Annotated in this window: 10 protein-coding genes; 3 read left to right on the top strand and 7 right to left on the bottom strand. The window is 58.7% G+C overall.

Features of this window, described 5'->3' with window-relative positions; all coding sequences use genetic code 11:
• Position 1: 1 nt before the first annotated feature.
• Together DES53_RS24405 and DES53_RS24400 are read right to left on the bottom strand one after the other, a co-directional pair.
• Positions 2-616: a DUF1318 domain-containing protein gene (locus tag DES53_RS24405; protein WP_170157361.1), complete on the bottom strand. Its 615-nt coding sequence runs from the start codon at positions 614-616 to the stop codon at positions 2-4.
• The gene (locus tag DES53_RS24400; RefSeq protein WP_170157360.1) at positions 613-4,140 is read right to left on the bottom strand and encodes an AsmA family protein; all 3,528 of its coding nucleotides are present in this window, start codon (positions 4,138-4,140) and stop codon (positions 613-615) included. The genes DES53_RS24405 and DES53_RS24400 overlap by 4 nt, the downstream gene beginning before the upstream one ends.
• 118 nt (positions 4,141-4,258) lie before the next feature.
• Here DES53_RS24400 and DES53_RS24395 point away from each other — a divergent pair, with 118 nt between their 5' ends.
• Both DES53_RS24395 and DES53_RS24390 read left to right on the top strand, forming a co-directional pair.
• The gene (locus tag DES53_RS24395) at positions 4,259-5,704 is read left to right on the top strand and encodes a sulfatase family protein (protein ID WP_170157359.1); all 1,446 of its coding nucleotides are present in this window, start codon (positions 4,259-4,261) and stop codon (positions 5,702-5,704) included.
• A 159-nt stretch (positions 5,705-5,863) separates the two neighbouring features.
• Positions 5,864-6,526, top strand: a complete 663-nt coding sequence (locus DES53_RS24390) for an outer membrane protein (RefSeq protein ID WP_113960955.1) — start codon at positions 5,864-5,866, stop codon at positions 6,524-6,526.
• Between the two features lie 361 nt (positions 6,527-6,887).
• On the opposite strand, the gene DES53_RS24385 is transcribed toward DES53_RS24390, so the two are convergent.
• From DES53_RS24385 to dnaK, 5 genes are all read right to left on the bottom strand, one after another.
• Positions 6,888-8,261, bottom strand: a complete 1,374-nt coding sequence (locus DES53_RS24385; protein WP_170157358.1) for a phenylacetate--CoA ligase family protein — start codon at positions 8,259-8,261, stop codon at positions 6,888-6,890.
• Positions 8,262-8,527: 266 nt separating this feature from the next.
• Positions 8,528-8,860, bottom strand: a complete 333-nt coding sequence (locus tag DES53_RS24380) for a hypothetical protein (protein WP_113960953.1) — start codon at positions 8,858-8,860, stop codon at positions 8,528-8,530.
• Between the two features lie 130 nt (positions 8,861-8,990).
• Positions 8,991-10,607 carry a chaperonin GroEL gene (gene groL, locus DES53_RS24375; protein ID WP_113960952.1) on the bottom strand — a complete coding sequence of 539 codons (1,617 nt, stop codon included), beginning with the start codon at positions 10,605-10,607 and terminating at the stop codon, positions 8,991-8,993.
• A 66-nt stretch (positions 10,608-10,673) separates the two neighbouring features.
• Entirely contained in the window at positions 10,674-10,970 is a 297-nt protein-coding gene (locus DES53_RS24370; protein WP_113960951.1) for a co-chaperone GroES, read from the bottom strand.
• A gap of 132 nt (positions 10,971-11,102) precedes the next feature.
• Positions 11,103-13,082, bottom strand: a complete 1,980-nt coding sequence (gene dnaK / locus DES53_RS24365; protein ID WP_113960950.1) for a molecular chaperone DnaK — start codon at positions 13,080-13,082, stop codon at positions 11,103-11,105.
• A 363-nt stretch (positions 13,083-13,445) separates the two neighbouring features.
• On the opposite strand from dnaK, the gene DES53_RS24360 reads away from it, so the two are divergent.
• Positions 13,446-19,627 (top strand): RHS repeat protein (locus tag DES53_RS24360; protein ID WP_147263587.1); only part of this gene is annotated, 6,182 nt, incomplete at its 3' end.

Raw genomic sequence — 19,627 nt, 5'->3', positions numbered from 1 at the left:
CTCAGCTCCCGGGAGCGGACTGCGTGGTGCCGGCGGCTGGCTTGTTGCCGCCGGTGGCATCTGCCGTGGGTTTCTCGCGTGGGCCGTCGGACTGCACCCATTTGAAGGTGTTTGGTTTGTCTCCGGCAACTTCGATCCACTCGCCATGGAAGGCTCGATTCGTGCGTTGCTTCCAGAATTCCTCCTGCACTTCATGCATGGCACGATTGCTGGCCTTGGCTTCGTGGCGAATCATGAGGTTGCGGTCTTCGTTCTCCTCATTGACCTCCTTCTCCACACGGTCTCCCCATTCCCCGGCGGGTTTTTCGCGAAGGAAAAGCAGTCCGCGATGGTCTTCGCCCACCAGGCCGTTGTTTTTGAAGGTCTGGATTTCTGCGAGGCGATTGCGGATGCGGGTCTGCGCCTCATCGTAGCGTGCTTGCTCTTCGTTGGGCTTCTCAGGCTCGTCACCTTTGTACTGGTAGACATCCAGGCGCATGTTCACATCCACCTTGATGGGTTCCGGTGATTGAAGGTCCACCTTGAACGACTTGCAAGAGGAGAGGCCCAGAAGCAGAAACGCCAGCATGGCTTGCGAGACTTTCCGGGGGATTGGCGTCAAGGCATCCTGGGTCATGGGGACGTTGTCTTGGCCTCCTTGTCGTCGGTCCATCGGTGGTCGTATACGTTGATGTCGAAGTTGCGTGACCCTTGGGGGCCCACAAACCGGAAGTACCCATTACCTTCGCGTCCGTAGAAGCGCGCCTTCATTTCCGCCCGGTCATAGGCGAAGTCACGCATGGTTTCCAGTCCTATCTTGGTGATCTGCTGCCTCAGGGGATCCCACACCTTGGGCAGGTCCTTGATCACATCATCCAGGGCTTTGATGCTGATCTTGCCGGGAGTCAGGTTCTTGAAGGACGCGTCTCCCTGGTAGAGCTCCATCATGCTTCCCTGGGCCACCAGCGAGGTTTCCACCTTTCCTTCCATGTAGAAGTAGGTCGGCGTCATGATCTCCGCGAGGTACTTGGTCTGCACATCCTTGCCAGTGATCCAACCGTCCCAGTGGTAGCTGTCGCTGAGGTAGACATTCGCTTCACCGTTGAGATAGCCCTCGTATGCCTCGGCGCCGAATTTCGCGTAGATACCCGCCTTGTCATAGGTCACAGTGAGGAAGGCCTTTCCCGTCTTGAAGTCCTCGTACTGGATGCTGTCCACCTCGAAGGTTTCCGTGAGGTTGTTGTCCTTCTGCTTGAAGGGCAGGTTGAACTGCACATTACCGCGCATGCCCACGAGTTTGAGATTGATCTGTGGGATGGGGTAGGTGTCTGGCGGAATGGCGAGGTCGGCTTGCAGCGTGCCTCGCGTCACTTCGGTATCTACGCTGAAGGGGAAGGGAGTCTTGAAAAGCGGCTTGCCCTTCGGGGCGATCACCAATTTTCCATCATGCACCTGTAGTCGCTTGATGCTCCATGCGGCCTCGCTCAGGGGCGGTTCACTCTCGATGACAGCGCTGGAGACCTCGAATTCGAAATCGTCACTGGCAGCGACTATTTGGGGGCTGTCTGGCGAAGGGCGGGCGCCCGCTGCCATGTACTTGCGATAGTAGTCCACATACCAGAAAAGATCCTCGCCCACATAGAGCGTGGGGCTCACAATCTCGATGTGGTCGACCTCCTTGCGAGCAAGCCCCTGCAAGCTGAGGGAGATGGCAATCTTCTCCAGCTCGGCCACGGAGCGTGAGGGATCCTGCACTGAAGGGATGCGGATGTTTGCCAGCTCGACGCGTTGCGGCGTGGAGTCCTTCAGAATGTCCTCCATCAATAGCGGCGATTCGTTCACTTCGAAGGCGAGCCCAAAGTGAACGGACTCCGATCCCGGGACGATGTGCTGCAACGAGACAGAACTGTCTGCCACCTGAAGATGGCCCACACGCCATGGTTCCCCGTGCGTGGTGGTGATTGAAACTTCCGAAGGTGTGTCCGCGGTTGCACCGGTGTTCTCGTTGGGTTTCGGCTTCTTCTCCGGTTCGAAAAGTTTCATCAGAGCCTCACCCACCTCGATGTTCGCCCCGGTGAGTTTCAGTTCTTCAATGCGTCGCTGGCTCCACATTTCCGGCAGGAGCACGGATCCCTCCAGCACGCCTGCCTGAAGCACGGGGAAGGGCAGCTTGGAGAGCGTGGGCAGCTTTCCCGCGAAGTCCTCGATGCGCACATGGTGCCGGCTGCCGCCAGTCGTGGTCCGCTCGGTGGTGATGTTCACCTTCGCCTGCATATCCACCGGTCGTGGCAGGAAGAGTACCAGATCCGCGAACCCGTCCTTCACAGCGAGCTGGCCGTAGTGAAGCCGCTTCCACCACGGTTGCTCGATCGGTCGTGGCGGTCCCACGAGAGGCTGTTCCTCCACGGGAGATGGTGGAGGTGGTTTTGAGGTTTCCGCCTTCGCAGTGGATGGTGTGGGCACCGGGTAAGGCGGACCCTCCAGCGTATATTGATGAGCGATCCAGGGAGTGTTGCCCTCACGGAGCCGCACCACAGGCTTCTCCAGCAAAAGACGGGCGACTTTCCGGTTGGCATTCCACTCATCCGGTTTCATCACCAGCTCTCCGGCAGGAAGCTCGAAGAAGGGCATGTAAGCCTGCTCGCCCTTCTTCGTGGGAAACTGCAGCCTGCCCTCCGTCACCTCCAGCGATTGGAAGCTTTGCGACTTCCAACCCTGTGCTCCAAATTCAATCTCCGTGAGCATCAGCCCGGCCTTGGCAGACAGATCAAAAGGCATGAGCTCCAGATCTGAGATTTTCACCGTGGCCCCTGTGATGCCGGCCTTCATGATGCGCACCGTGCTTGCGCTGGCTTCTGCATTGCCGGGGACTGCAGACGAGGAGTCAGCAGGAGCATCACCCTCAACTGCGGCAGACTTCGTTCCCAGGCCAAACTCCACTGCCTTTTCCTGTAGTTCTTGGTGAAGTCCACGGGTCCAATAGATGGTTGGGTCATTCACACGGAGGTAGCGGATGGTCCAGGGCTGACCATCTTCCTTGGGATTCAGCGCCACGCTCAATTCCCGAATCCTCAGCGCCCCGTCATCTGTCTCCGAGACAATGCTTAGATCCTGGAACAGCAGCCGCTGCGCACCAGCCTGGAGTTGGTCGCCCGGGTTCCATGCCAGGTCGTCAGCCTCATAGCGTGGGATCACGATGCCGGCATCCGGGATCACGATTCCCGTGCTGTTTCCGGGAGCGAAGCCATGGGCACTCACGGAGAGATCCTTGACGGCCAATTTTCCAACACGGATGCCGCGAATGAGCCCGGGAGTTGCGAGTGCCATCGGTCCGTTGGTTGGCAGCGTGGTGGGTGCCGCGGATCCGGTGCGGGCATCCATGCCAAACTCGCCCAGCATTTGGGGTGTGGCATGAAGCACTGGCTGTTGCACATTCACCTCATCCAGATCCACCACGCCGTTCTTAATGCGTCCCTTTGCCTCCAGCAAACGCACGCCGTAGGGGGCATGTTCCACGTCGAGGTCTTCGTGGGAGATGGTCAGTTGCTGCTCGCCACTGTTGAGCAGGCCCTGGGCGTCCACTTGCAGCTTGTTCGCGAGGTAGTCCATCTCCACTTCATGGCGTGTCCCGTCCTTGTCGGTGAAGCTGACCTTCGCGTCCTTCAGTTGCAGGTGATCGATACGCAGCCCTGCGAATCCCTTCGCTCCTTCAGTGGATCCTGTGGCGTTCGCTGCATCCTTTGCCGGCATGAAGGACTTGAGTGCCATCTCATCGAGATGGATTTCCGCATTCTCAAGCACGAGGGACTCGACGGCATTCGAGCGCAGGGCACCCCACTCGAATTTCCCGCTGATCTTCGGCAGCCGCACGACGGTTTTGCCGGAAGCTTTGTTCACAAGCTCCAGTCCACGCACGTCGAAGTTGCCCAGTCGATCGAGTTCCACGGCCTCAAGGCGGCCGCGGAACGGTCCCACGGTTTCCAGAGCGCGGTTGGCGATCCGCACACGATTGTGGCTCGCGTACCACAGCCCGCCTCCGAGCACCAGCAGAACAAGGAACACCAGCGTCAGACCAGCCAGAATCATCCATCGGAGCAGACGCCTCCAGAGCGGCCGCTTGGGTCTGGATTGCTGCTGCTGCTGCTGGGCAGGTTCAGTCATGGAGGTGCTCCAGTCTAATCGCACACGCAAGGGCTGCATGCGCAAACGTCCGCTATCGTGTCCCCACTTCGCTTCACATGCGTGCAACATATCGTCGCAAGGGGGCGTTGTGAGCGGCATGTCCCGCATCTTCCTCCTACTGGTCAGCCTGCTTCTGCCGTCTGTGCTCGCTGCAGCCGATGCCTCGCGCCTGAACATCATCTCCATTGTCACGGATGACCAGGCCTCGTGGACCCTCGGCTGCTACGGGAACAAGGAGAGCATCACGCCGAACATGGATCGTCTCGCAAAGGAGGGCGTGCGCTTCGAGAACGCTTTCACGGTTACACCAGTGTGCTCACCGAGCCGGGTGACGTTTCTGACGGGCAAGTATGGAGCTCAACTGGGGGTCACGGATTGGATTGCGCCCAATGAGGCCAAAGCCGGACTGGGCCTTGGGAAGGATGCTGTCACCTGGTCCAAGGTGCTACAGCAGGCGGGTTACGCCACGGCCTTGATCGGAAAGTGGCACCTCGGGGAAAAGCCCGAGTCGCATCCCACAGCGCAGGGCTTCGGTCACTTCTATGGCTTCCTGGGTGGCGGCACCTCACCCATGAACCCCACCTATGATTTTCCCGATGGTCCGAAGGAGGTGAAGGGATATGGAGCCGATCTGCTTACCGATGAAGCCATCCGCTGGCTCGGGGATAACAAAGCAAAGGCCTTTGCCTTGAGCCTGCACTTCCGCGAGCCACACACCGCTTATGCGCCTGTGCCGGAAGAGGACAGCAAGCTCTTCGCCAATCTTGATCCCACGGTGCCCTTGCCGAAGGGCGCGGATGCACAGCAGATCAAGAACTGGACCCGTGAATACTATGCGGCGATCCACAGTGTGGATCGGAATCTCGGGCGCCTCTTTGCCTGGCTTGAGAAAGAAGGACTCTGGGACAAGACGATCATCCAGTTCACCAGCGATCACGGATACAACATAGGACACCATGGTATCCACACGAAGGGAAACGGCATGTGGGTGGCCGGCGGTGTGGGTGGTCCCAAGCGGCCCAACATGTGGGATACCTCCCTGCGCATCCCGTTGCTGGTGCGCTGGCCGGGAGTCACGAAGGCAGGTGCGGTGATCCCGCAGCAGGTGCTCAATCTGGATAACTATCCCAGCCTGCTCGGCATGGCGGGGGTGACGCCTCCCGCTGGATGGAAGGTGGAGGGGGAGAATTTCGCGCCCCTGCTGCGTGGAGAAGCTGTCTCGTGGCGTGGTGACTGGTTTGGCCAGTATGATTTGCATAACAGCGGCCTGGCTTACATGCGCATGATCCGGACCGAAGAGTGGAAGTATGTCCGGCATTTCCACGCAAATCTCATGGATGAGCTCTACAATCTAAAAGACGATCCAGGAGAGACGAAGAATCTGCTTGGCGGAGCAGGACGCAAGGACAAGGGACAAAAGATCCAAAAGGTCGTGAGTGACCTGGATGGGAAGATGGAAGCCTGGATGAAGCGCGTGAACGATCCCGTGCTCAAAGAAACCCGCAAGCGAGGCTGGTTCGAGCCAGGAGAGCTCCATGATTAATCATGGAGTGGAGAAATATGGATTGGGGCACTTCGAAAAATAATTGGTTGCCGTCTGAAAAAAGTGCATGCGATTGGCAACTTCTGACGTATAGGGCAGAAGGAATCATGCCCTCCAAGGGCATGATTCACCCTCACCGACAAACCAAGACACAATCGCATGAAACTTCTTCGTAATAGCTTCCTCGCTCTGCTTGGTCTCGCCATGGTGGCGACCAGCCAGGCTGGCACCTACACCTCCAGCAAGGGCGTTGTCGCTCCGACTCCTGCTTCCGCACCTGTCGGCGGCCCCTACCTGTCCCTCGCCGGTGGCGCTCTCTGGCTCGACGACGCCAGCGCTTTCGGTGTCGACCTCGACTTTGACACCGGCTACTCCATCCTCGGTGCGGTCGGCTATGCCTTTGGCAATGGCCTGTCAGTGGAATTGGAATCCGGTTACCTTGGAGTTGAAGACGCCGAAGTCCATGTCCCGGGGCTTGGCAACTTCGATGTGGACGGTGAGTTCCGTCAGGTCCCCATCTTTGCAAACGTGCTCTACACGGTTGATGTGACCGATGTTGTCGGCATCTACGTCGGTGGTGGCCTGGGCGTGATCTGGAGCGAAGCTGAGGTGGAAAGCGTCGGCGGCGATGCCTTCTTCAGCGGCGAATCCGACAGCGACTGGAACTTCGCAGCCCAAGCCAAGGCCGGTGTGACCTTCCGTGTGACCGAAGCTGCCAGCCTCAACATCGGCTATCGCTTCCTCTACGGTCAGGATGCAGTTGCCGGATATGACGACTCCATCGGCCACATCCTTGAAGGTGGCCTGACCATCCGCTTCTAATCAGTCGGTTAAGTTAAGAGTAGATTGAATTGCAGTGGGAGCGGCCTTCGGGCCGCTCCTTTTTTATTGCGTGTGGCTCTGCCCGGGCACCACCCAGCTAGCGATGGTGGACGTACATTCACAGACTTGGCTGGTGAAGCTTGCATCGCATTTGCTCTTCAAGCTCGCCATTCCGCTGCAGGAGGCTGCGACTGCCAGACTTCCAAGGCGCAGCGCTTTTCTCTCACGCAAATCCTGAAAGGAGTACCTTCGTATCGAAGCGGAAACGATCACAGGTCTCCGTACTCCCAATCTTTTCGAGTCAACACTCGGGGCTTCTGGCGTTCCAGATGGAATTGCCTATCGAGTCGCCTGTTGGTGATCACGCTCTCACTGGCGGCTTCAGCGCAGGGTCGCGCACTACGAGACGGAATTTCCCGGAGTGCTTGTCGATCTCCATCTCTTCCACCGGCTCAATGGTGAACTTCACATTGCCCATGTCCTTCTCGGCAAGCAGGGCACCCACGGTTTGCATGATGCGTTCCTTGGTGGCCTGCTGCTCAGCCTCGCTTTGACCAGGCTCGAAGCGGGCTCGGAAACGGAAGGATGTCTTGCTCTCCAGCACCACCTGCCAGGCATTCAGGCCGGGGATGACCAGCTCTACAATGACAATGGGATGAATGAAATCTTCCTTGCCCTGACTGTTGGTGAAGACGAGTGCGTCTTCAGCGCGACCCACGATGCCGCGTATCTTGGTGAAGGGCAGATTGTTCTCGCTCTCCGTGTCCGGCACCAGCACGTCATCCAATCGGTAGCGGATGAGAGGCATCACTTCATTGAAGAGATTCGTCACGCAGGTGTGGTCGTCATGCAGTTCGAAGATGAGGTTGTCCTCCATGAGGTGCATGCTGCCATCCGGGCCAGAGTCCGGAAGCGTGAGCCCCATATAGAGCAGCTCACTGGTGGCGTAGGCATTGGACACGGGTGCCTTGAACGCGCGCTGCAACAGGGTCTTCACCTCAGGCATGAGAGGTTCGCCGCCATTGCCCACCAGCTCGGGTTTGATCTTCAGTTCCCCTCTCTCCTGCGCTTCGCCCAGCACCTTCAGTACGGCAGCATAGCCAGAGAGCGCATGCGGCTGGAACTTGTTCAGGTCCGCGATGATCTCCGGCATGGGGCGGCCCACGTCATAGGTACGCACATTGTAGAAGAGGCGGTTCGTGCCACGGTTCCCCGTGACCATGAGGCTCACACCGGCGAAGTGGCCACGCGTGGCCGCGACAAATGCGGAACGCCGGCGCAGTCGCGGCGGCGCCACACGCGTGATGTTGCTCGCACCTTTAATCCATCCTTCACGAGAATACACGTACACACCCATGGTGCCGGAAGTGCCGGAGGTGTGCAGTACGTGATATTCGTCCTCGAAGAGCTCTCCGGGGTCCTTCGACTTGGCGAGGAAATCCAGCACGCGCTCGCGGGTGATGCGGCGGTCGGTGACGATATCGTCAAAGTTCGCCATCACATCGCGCTTGGTCAGCACAGGGAAATCCGTGGGCACGCATGTGGCGGGATCAATACCCCGCTCCTGAATAATCTTCTGATAATAGGGCGACCGCTTCTGCACATAAGCGACGAAGCGGCGAAACTTGCGGAGCTGCTGGGCTTCCAGTTGCTCGCGTGACAGGCGGATCGTAGTACGCCGCTCCCACAGGGCTTTCGCCCACATGAGGGGTTCTCCGAGAGTGCGCAAATTCATGGGTCTCTTTGGGAAGACGCTATCTGACATCGTACGACAACCAAGCTTCAAAAAAATAACAAAAAATGGCCTGGGCCGAATGAAGGATGGATAATCCTGCATTTTGACCGCTGCCTCAGCGCGTTCACTCCGCCAACATTTTGGCCATCAGTTCCCAGCCGTCAAAGACCGTGGGAGCTCGAGCCTCCATCTCCCTTCGGAGTACTTGCAAGAGTCTCCCTCCCTCCTTCGCGGACTCATAAAACCCGGGCACTCGACAACTCTCGTCAAAAAAAATAGGTGCCCGAACTATTCACGCCACAGTAGAACGAGATCGTGTGGAGCGCGGAGTACCTCACGTCCGGGTCAACATCATATGCCATCTCCAGAAGCAGGCGGCCCTCAGCTGCGCTTTGGAGTGGGCAGAGGGCGGATTCCAGACACAGGCGCCACTTCTTGTCGCGTGTCCTCCATTCGTGTTCCAGACGGCTCCACTGAGCGCTGGTGAATTTCCCCAGGAGTTCCTGGGCATCCTCAAGACCTTGTCCATCAGCCCAACGGTCGCAATTGGATACTGACAGGAGGGCATCAAACTCTTCAAAACTGTCGCGGGCTGTCATGATTGGTTCTGGAGCGATGACTGTATCGCCTGACGCGAAGCGGCACAAAAAAGCGGGTCGCAATATGCATTGCGACCCGCTGATTGTTCAGAGCTGATTCTGGTGTTTCAAGAACCTGCCCGGATGCTGATTACATCATGTCAGCGTGGCTGTGAGGAGCCTCGGCCTTTTCTTCCTTGGGGATGTCGGCGATGAGGCACTCGGTGGTCAGCAGGAGACCGCTGATGGAGGCGGCGTTCTGGAGAGCGCTGCGGGTCACCTTCGTCGGGTCGACGACGCCGGCCTTGATGAGGTCGACGTATTCGCCGGTGGCCACGTTGTAGCCGCCGTTGCCCTTCTGCTTCTTCACTTCGGAGACGACGAGTGCGCCTTCCACGCCCGCGTTGGCAGCGAGCTGACGGAGAGGAGCTTCGATCGCGCGACGTACGATGTCGGCGCCGGTAGCTTCGTCGCCAACGAGCTTGATGCCGTCGATGGCAACCTGAGCACGGATGAGGGCCACACCGCCGCCAGGGACGATGCCTTCCTCAACGGCTGCACGGGTGGCGTGCAGGGCGTCTTCCACGCGGGCCTTCTTTTCCTTCATCTCGGTTTCGGTGGCAGCACCGACGTTGATGACGGCCACACCGCCGGCGAGCTTGGCAAGGCGCTCCTGGAGCTTCTCGCGGTCATAGTCGCTGGTGGTTTCGTCGATCTGGCGGCGGATCTGGGCCACGCGGCCGGCGATCGCTTCGCTGGTGCCTTCACCTTCGACGATGGTGGTGTTTTCCTTGTCCACGGTGATGCGCTTCGCACGGCCGAGGTCGGAAAGCTCGATGTTCTCAAGCTTGATGCCGAGGTCTTCGGTGATGCAGCGGCCGCCGGTGAGGACGGCGATGTCTTCGAGCATGGCCTTGCGGCGGTCGCCGAAGCCAGGAGCCTTCACAGCGCAGATGTTGAGGGTGCCACGCAGGCGGTTCACCACGAGGGTGGCGAGCGCTTCACCTTCCACGTCTTCCGCGATGATGAGGAGGGGCTTGCCGGAGCGAGCGACCTTCTCAAGAAGGGGCAGCATGTCCTTGAGGCTGCCAATCTTCTTCTCGTGAATGAGGATGTAGCCGTTCTCGATGATGGCTTCCATGCTCTCCGCGTTCGTCACGAAGTAGGGGGACAGGTAGCCCTTGTCGAACTGCATGCCTTCCACGACTTCGAGGGTCGTTTCGATGCTCTTGGCCTCTTCCACAGTGATGGTGCCGTCCTTGCCCACCTTGTCCATGGCATCAGCAATGATCTTGCCGATTTCCGTGTCCCAGTTGGCGGAGACGGTGGCGACCTGGGCGATTTCGGTCGCCTTGGTCACGGGCACGCTGATTTCCTTGAGCTTGGCGACGACGGCCTCAGTGGCCTTCAGGATGCCGCGCTGCAGGGAGGTCGGGTTCGCACCGGCGGTTACGTTGCGCAGGCCTTCGGAATAGATGGCCTCGGCGAGCACCGTGGCGGTCGTGGTGCCGTCACCGGCCACGTCGCTGGTCTTGCTGGAGACTTCCTTCACGAGCTGGGCGCCCATGTTTTCATAGGGGTCGGACAGTTCCACTTCCTTGGCGACAGTCACGCCGTCCTTGGTGATGGTGGGGGAGCCGAATTTCTTCTCCAGGATCACGTTGCGGCCCGAAGGTCCGAGGGTGGCCTTGACCGCCTTGGCGATCTTCTGCACGCCGCGCAGGAGGGCCTGGCGGGCGCTTTCGTCGAAGTTGAGTTGCTTTGCCATGGTGTATTATCTCTTAGTATTTTTGTTCTTTTTGGAAACGGGGCGTCAGAACGAACAGCGCGGGCCTTAGCCAACGATGCCGAGCACGTCGCTTTCGTTGATGATGAGCACGTCTTCGCCGTCCACCTTCACTTCGGTGCCGCCGTACTTGCTGATGAGCACCTTGTCGCCCACCTTCACGGTGAAGAGGTCCTTCACGTCCTTGCCTTCATCGTCCTTGCCGGTGCCGAGTGCGAGGACTTCAGCCTCCTGGGGCTTTTCCTTTGCGGTGTCAGGAAGGAAAATGCCGCCGGCGGTCTTTTCCTCGGAGCTCACACGCTTCACAAGAATGCGGCGACCCAGGGGTGTAATTTTCGTAGCCATGGTTGGTATGCTGTGTGCTGTTTCGGTTCTGTGTTGTGTTTTGGTTTGGTTCACCCAGCCGGCTGCGTACCGCGAGTGCGGCTTCGCAGCCGGCTGTGGGGAAACTAATCTACTGAAGAAGAAGGCTGGGGCTTAGGACTTGTTGTCGTTCTTGTCCACCACTTCGAAGTCGGCGTCGACCACGTTGCCCTTGTCCTTGCTGGCACCGCTGCCTGCGTCGCTTGAGGAGCTTGCGCTGCCGCCTGTGGCGGCGGCTTCCGGTCCGGCCTCGCCACCCATGTCAGGAGCGCCACCGGCGGCCGCCATGGCCTGGTAGGCCGCAGCGAAGAGCTTCTCCAGCTCGTCCATACGGGACGCCATGGCAGTCGTGTCGTCGTCGGCGATGGCCTTCTTCAGGCCGTCCACCTTGTCCTGCAGGGGCTGCTTCTGGTCGGCGGGCACCTTGTCGCCCAGGTCCTTGAGGGACTTCTCCACCTGATAGACGAGGGATTCCGCCTTGTTCTTGGTTTCGACGCCTTCCTTGCGCTTCTTGTCTTCCTCGGCGTGCACCTCGGCTTCGCGCTTGGCGCGCTCGATTTCCTCAGGGGTCAGACCGCTGCTTCCGGCGATGGAGATCTTGCTCTCCTTGCCCGTGGTCTTTTCCTTGGCGGTGACGTGCAGAATGCCGTTGCGGTCGATGTCGAAGGAGACTTCAATCTGTGCCATGCCACGGGGCATGGGTGGGATGCCATCGAGTTTGAAGGTGCCGAGCACCTTGTTGCCCTCAGCACGGGCCATGGGGCGCTCGCCCTGCACGACCACGACTTCCACGCCGGGCTGGTTGTCCGCCGCTGTGGAGAAGGTCTGCGTCGCCTTCTTCGGCACCGTGGTATTGCGGGCAATCATCGGAGTGGCGATGCCGCCTTCCGTTTCAATCGCCAGCGTGAGCGGTGTCACGTCGAGAAGAACGATGTCCTTCATCGCTGCGTGGCCGCCAAGCACACCGCCCTGGATGGAGGCACCCACCGCGACGACTTCGTCCGGGTTCACGCCCTTGTGCGGTTCCTTGCCAGCCAGTTTGCGCGCGGTTTCGATCACGCGGGGCATGCGGGTCATGCCGCCCACGAGGACGAGTTCATCAATCTTGGAGGCGTCGAGCTTGGCTGCGGCAAGGCAGTCACGCACCGGCTTCACGGTGCGCTCGAAGAGGTCATCCGTCAGCTGCTCCAGCTTCGCGCGGGTCAACGTCTTGGTGATGTGCTTCGGACCGGTCTGGTCGGCCGTGATGAAGGGCAGGCTGATGTCGTAGCTCTGGCTGGAGCTCAGGGCGATCTTCGCCTTTTCCGCCTCTTCCTTGATGCGCTGGAGTGCGTCAGGCTGACCGCTGAGGTCAATGCCGCTCTCGCTCTTGAATTCGGTGATGATCCAATTGATCAACTTGTTGTCCCAGTCGTCACCGCCGAGGTGGGTGTCGCCATCCGTGGCGAGCACTTCGAAGACGCCGTCGCCGATTTCCAGTACGGAAATGTCGAACGTACCACCACCAAGGTCATACACGGCAATCTTTTCGTCCTTCTTGGACTCAAGGCCGTAAGCCAGGGAGGCTGCGGTGGGCTCGTTGATGATGCGCTTCACGGTCAGGCCCGCGATTTCGCCGGCGGCCTTCGTCGCATTGCGCTGCGAGTCGTTGAAGTAGGCAGGAACGGTGATGACCGCTTCCGTGATGGTTTCACCGAGACGGGCTTCCGCATCCGCCTTCAGCTTGGCCAGGATCATCGCGGAGACTTCCTGCGGACTGTAGGTTTTCCTTTCGCCGCCGACTTCCACTTCCACGTGGGCGTCGCCGTTGGAGGCAGGAACGATCTTGTAGGGCACGCGCTTGTCCGCCTCCGTCAGTTCGGAGAACTTGCGGCCCATCAAACGCTTCACGGAGAAAACAGTATTGCGCGGGTTGGTCACCGCCTGGCGCTTGGCTGCCTGGCCCACGAGGCGTTCACCGCTCTTGGTGAAGGCCACCACGGACGGCGTCGTGCGCGCTCCTTCCGAATTCTCCAGCACCTGAGGCTCGCTGCCTTCGAGGACAGCCATACAGGAGTTGGTGGTACCAAGGTCAATGCCGAGAATTTTGCTCATAGTTAGGGGTAAAGTGAGAAATGTGCGCGCCCTATCTGGCAGGAGGCGTGCCATTGAAAGCGTGTACATCAGAAATTGCTCGTAATGAGGCAATTATAAGAATGCTGTGTGCGAGCGACGGGTCGCCAAGCCCGGCAATTCGAGCCGTTTTGACGCAATTGCTCAGCGCCGGAGAGCCAACATCGCGCAATCATGCAACGGCTGGTGCTGGCGGGCTCGCCTCCTATCTCGGGCCAGCGAAACAACAGGAGCGCGCAAAAATCGCGACAACTGTTCAAATATGCAGTTGCGTGATGCGCGGATAACCTATATAAGCCAAGAATTCTTCCGAGTTCTATATAGGAAAAAACGCGCATTCTGCTGATGAAACTGTCTCAGTCCCCGTCTTGTTCCCTTCGCGCATTTTACCGCCGCTGGTTCGTGTTCGGTCATGGTGCTCAATTGCTGGCAGCGCTGCTGTGCATGCTGGGGCCGGTACAATCGCAGTATCAACCGGACACCAATGGCAATCCCGTCTGGAACTCGACAGACCCTGAGCCATCAGAAGGACCAGACTACAGCGATGCGGATAGCGATGCTCTGCAAGGTTGGTACGAGAACTTTCTGGGGACCAATCCCTACTCCCCCGACACGGACAGCGATCTCATCACAGACTTTGATGAGGTATTCACGACGGGCACGGACCCGTTGGATACTGACACCGATGACAATGGCCACACAGACTTCGAGGACCACCTGGCGTCAGTCGATCCGAGTGGGGACTATGACAACGATGCACTGCTAAACGAAAACGACCCTTTCCCGAACGACTACTCCAACTACAGCAGCGTAAATAATATTCCGTGGTACGGCAACGTGGTGGCTGATGATGACCACGACAGCATTCCCAACTGGAACGACCCCGAGCCATATCCACCCGCCAATGACGTCGACAGTGATGGAATCGAGAACTCATTGGATCCATTCCCGGGCGACTATACCAACTACAGCTCCATCAACAACACCGCGTGGTACGGAGCCGCACTGCAAGACAATGATGGCGATTTGCTGCTTAACTGGCAGGATCCCATGCCCGATGATTGGGACCAGGATGGTGATGGGTTGCTTCTGAGCGAGGAGACAGCCCTCGGAACCAGCGACACGGACGTGGATTCTGATGACGATGGACTCACGGACTATGAGGAAGCGGTGGTATATCAGAACATGGGAGTAAGTCCCACCAATGCTCACAGCTTGAGCGGCCAGTATACGGACTGGTACATGGTGGACATGACGGACTCGGACTACGGCGGAATTCCCGATCGCATCGAACAGCACTATGGGCTCAATCCCAGTGACGAATGGGATGACATCCATGGCGACTTGGATGGTGACGGGGTGAGCAATGTGAGCGCCTATCAACAAGGGTGGTATCTGGGGGCTCAATATCAGGCGCGATATGACAGGGACAACGACGGGATGACCGATGTTTGGGAGCTCACTTGGGGCTTGAATATTGAAGATCCCACCGATGCGTACGACGACCCGGACGGTGACTACGTGTTCAACGTGGAAGAATATGTGCGCAACACGCATCCGACAGTGGCTGATTCCGACTCCAATCCGGCCAATGGTGATGACTTCCAGTTCGCGTTCTCCATCACCTCAGCCTCGCTGGGACTCAACCAAACGGATCTCGGCAATGATGGTCGGGCATACAATGACGACTGGGATGCTGATGGACATGACAATCGGACCGAAGTGCTGGCAGGCAGTGATCCGCGAGATGCAGACTCTCTTCCGGTGAGTGCGGGTGTTCCTTCAGGTACTCCGCCGACAGTAGGGTGGTCAGGAAACCAGAGCGGTGCGAATAACGGGGGATCCTCGGCGCAAACTCCCTCCGTCATGCCGCTGCTACCGGGCATCGTAAAGGAGTTCGACTTCACTGAGTACCTGCCACCCTTGAGCCAGTATCATGACGATCTCCGCTGGCAGGCACGCGGTGGGCTGGTGTATCATTACGTGAACCGCACGCGGTATGAAGGGGAGATCACCGAAGAAGAGGCGTGGAGCAGCTTGCGCTCGGCGCCGGATGGCTACGGATTCTTTGGGCTTACTTGGGAGACTGCTCAGGACGTCTCTCCTACGCGCCCCGTTCTGCCGATGGGTGACTGGGTGGTGCTCAGCGATGGTGTCCTGGAGCAGCCAGATCTCTGGGACCATTTCAACTACGGCCTCGAGAGCGAGTATTATACGTGGTGGGATTCGAGCACCAGCAGCTCTGTGGAGTATTCCATGCTGCTGGGTTCGAATGGTCAGACTCCCTCAAATGTAGTGGCCAACTGGGAAAACTATTCCCGAACCAGCATCGAACAACAGCAGGTGCTCAGACTGCACGTTGCCGGAGGTGCCAACAAACCCATCACTAAAAAATTCCGAGTCGCGCGTACGGTGTTTGACTTGTACGCGCCACCTGAGGAGCGCGTTACGAGTATCAGTTGGGTGGGTGGCATCCAGACGATGACTCTCGCAATGGGCCAGGAGAGCAGCAGTCAGACAATCCTGTTGGAGTCCAGTGGTTCGGATCTTGCCTACGGCCCTCAGCGAGCAGTCAGGTATGTGCCCATTCCCGTACACAACTCTCCATTCACCCTCGCAGCAACGGACGGGGCTGGCCCGAGGTACCGCAAAGTTGGTTTGAATGGCACACCAATCCCAGATGACAAGCCGCAGGTGCAGGATGAATCGGGAGAAATTCCCGAGGAAACCTATGTTGACGCTTACTCCCGACTGTTGCGCCATTCCGTGAGCGATGTGTATGTCAGCGTCGAGAGCAGCTTGATGCCTTTTGCGGTGCGCCGGGATCTAACTCCGGAAAGTTATTCGGCGCGCTCAGGACTCCGCCCGTTGGAGCGACCGGACCGGCCTTTTGGCATGGGCTGGACGTCCAATCTGACACCTCATATTCGGTTTGAAGACAGTGGCACACGTGCCGTGGTGACCGATGAACAGGGAAGTACGGTCGTCTTTGTCAGGATGCTTCCGGCGATGGGATTGGAATCTCTGCCCAGGCCCTGGATTCACAGCCGACAGGAAAAACAGCACGGGGAAACGCGCTTTGACACCTTGGAGGAAGTGGTGATCGGCGGGACAACCTATCTCCAGTACAAGAAAAAATTCGGCACCGCGTGCATGTTTGAGACTTCAACGTTCTCGCAGAGCTTCCCCCATGACCGTCTGACCGGAAGCGATGGCCTCAACAGGCTGGACTATGCCAGGTTGCTGTGGGTGCAGGATCGGCTCGGCAATAGGCTGGTCTATACCTATCCGGTGAGTGAGGACGATCCGCCGAGGGCTTTCAAGACGCTGATTCCCCGCACCATCCACGATCCAGAGCGGCCGGCCCTCCGCATGGACATCATCCAAAACGATGGGCGTATCACCACCGTGCGCGGACCATCAGGTGAGTTCATCAATTACAACTACACGCTCCTCGGAGAAGGGGTGAACGCAATCCCGGTATTGCAGAGTGTCACTCGTGGGGGAAACACCGTTGGCTACGGTTATCAGGTCGCCTACGAAACGGATCCCACACCGGACCCAGAGGCGCCAGGTCCGGTAAACGTTACCACTCACCTTGAGTTGAATCGGATCACCGATGAGCGAGGTAAGAACTACAACTTTGAGTACATCCTCAACCACTCACAAAAATTCGTTCAATGGTCTGTGGGGGACTTGATTACCCGCATCCAGACGGGCTTGCCACGTCTGTTGACGAGCGTGACCATGCCCGGAGGAACGGTCGTCAATTTCAGCGGTACACGACAGGTGGGAATTAATGTCGAAGGGGAGCTGATCGAAAGTGCAGTGCAGACGACAGTGTCGGGGCCCGCGGGGAATTATACCTACACCTTCACCGAGCCGGATATCTTCATTCCGCTGCTGCCCGATCCGGGTGATGAGATGTCCACGAGCCGGTCGCTGACTCTGACCTTCAAGAAAATGGCGCTGAGCTCGGCGGCAGGTATTGAAACGTTCGAGTTCAACGCTGAGGCAGGCATGGCGCTGGCATCGGCTACGGATGTCAGCGGTAATACCACCCTGTTCAACTATGAAGACGTCTGGGAGGGACCCGCTGAGCAAGTCGGGTACTTTGACGATCCCACCAGCCAGGAAAATGCGTTGCAGGGCGTGAAAAGCTTCACGTACGATGCAGCGACCAGGGTGCTCAAGAGCGTGACCGATGAGCGTGGCACGCGTACGGAGTACACGATTGAGCCTGTGACCGGTCTGCGTCTGCAGGAGCGGGTCATTCCTTCAGGGGGAGGCTCACCCCTGCGCATCACGGACTATGCCTATGCGGATCTGGACTATGATGGCTTCCTGACCAAACGCACGGTGCAGTCCAATACGACGGCCATCGGGGACATGGTGACGGAATATGAGCCTGACGACAATGGACGCGTCTGCAACGAAATCGTCCGTGTGGCGGGAGGGATGGAGAGCATCACCTCGTACACCTACACTGGGAATGGCAGCAAGAAGACGGTGAAGGATCCCAGGGGATATACAACCACCTTCGAATATGAAGCGGACACCCTCCGCTTGAAAAAGGTCATCCATCCCGACAGCACCTTCAAGGAACTCAGCTACGACCCTCATGGGAACGTGCTGTGGGAGCGCAATGAGGAGGGGACGAAGACCTTCCACGAATATGACGACCTGAACCGCCGCACCAAGAGCACGGTGGACCTCAATGGCAATGGCATGGCCGGCGCGCGAGTGACGGGGGGTGGGACGTTCTCCTCGGGCACTGACCTCGTGGCGGACTACAACGGAGACCTCGTGACGGAGACCTCTTACAATGTCTTTAACCTGCCCGTGACGGTCAAGGACCCACGGGGTGTCATGGCTGAGCATGAGTATGACAACATGGGTCGGCTCACCAAGACGACGGTCAACTCGACGGGCATCACCTCGGAGAAGCTGGTCAGCACCTTCAGCTATAGCGGAGCCAATTCCGGAGGGAGCATTTTCTCCGTAAGTGGATTCAAGCCCACCAGCACCACGGACCCACAGGGGTTCGTGACCACGGTGGAGTATGACAAGCTGTATCGCCCTGTGGAAACCACCATGGTGGACACCTCCCACACCACCGTCCAGCATGTCACCACGGAAACGGAGTATGATGAAGTGGGCAATGCCATCAGCGTGACGGATCCCCTGGGCAGGATCACCACCACGGAGTATGACGGGCTGAACCGGCCCACGGAAGTGCATTTGCCCTTTGGGTCTGGTGTTCCTGCATCCGTGAAGCAGTCCTTCTACACTTCAGCCGGGCAGGTATGGAAGAGTGTGGATGAGCTGGGGCGCACTGCCTACAGCTTCTATGATGATGCCGGGCGGATGATTCGCGCGGAAGCGCCCGTGGTGGATGACGGGTATGGCAATATGGTGCGACCGGTGACCCGCACGGCCTACGATGCCAATGGCAATGTCGTTGCCGTGCAGGACCCGCTGGGCCGCGTGATTCAGACCGAGTATGACAATCGCAATCGCCCCGTGGAGGTTGAGATGCCATACATCGCGGACGCCATGAGCGGCACGTGGAAGCAGCCCATGACCACCACGGAGTATGACGTCATGGGACGTGCAATCAAGGTGACGGACCCTTTGGGTCACGTGACGGAGACCGGCTATGACCGCCTCGGCCGTGCGACCGGCGTGAAACGTCCTGCGGTGGATGTCCATGGACTGGGCACGCTCGCCACCTACTCCCGTACGAAGTATGATGCTGGCGGCAATGTCCTGGAGACGATCGACGCCCGCGGGCGCAGCGTGTTCAACGTGTATGACCCCCTGGGCCGCATGACGCGCACCACCGACCCGCTGGGTTACCAGACGAACTTCAAGTATGACAAAGGTGGCAATCGCACGGAAGTGAAGGACGCCAACAACCGGCTGACACAATTTGTCTATGACGCACAAAACCGGGTGTTGAGCGAGACCTCCGTGTCACATCCGCTCGAAGGGCAAGGAGGGAATCAGACCACGTCCTTTGGTTATGATGAGGTCAACAAGACCTCCCGCACCGATGCGATGGGACGCCAGACGACCTATGCGTATGACATGCGCAATCGCCTGAGCACGGTCACGTACGTGGGTGGAGCGCAAGGCACGCGCACCTATGCGTACGACGCGGTGGGACAGTTGCTGAGCGTGACTGAAGGCGCGCAGCCTGCGGGTAATGTGAGCTATACCTATGACGACCTCGGCCGCGTGAGCACTGAGGTGTCCCGTGGGTTCACCCATGCATATTCCTATGACCTTGCGGGCAATCGCATCGCCACGGCGTATGGCACAGGCAGGAGTGAGGCACGCACCTTTGATGCGCTCAATCGGCCGGTGGGCATCACCGAGGGCGGGCGGACCACGAGTTATTGCTACGACCTGGCGGGACGCGCCGTGGGCCAGTTGAGTGGCAATGGGCAGTGGGCCACCAGCCACTATGATGCCCAGGGCAGATTGGTGAGACGGACGCTGCGTGAGGGCACTGGCGGAGGTTC

The sequence above is a fragment of the Roseimicrobium gellanilyticum genome (assembly GCF_003315205.1).
GTDB lineage: Bacteria > Verrucomicrobiota > Verrucomicrobiia > Verrucomicrobiales > Verrucomicrobiaceae > Roseimicrobium > Roseimicrobium gellanilyticum.
The sequence above is the reverse complement of the archived record's forward strand: the minus strand, read 5'-3'. Positions and strand labels throughout refer to the sequence as shown.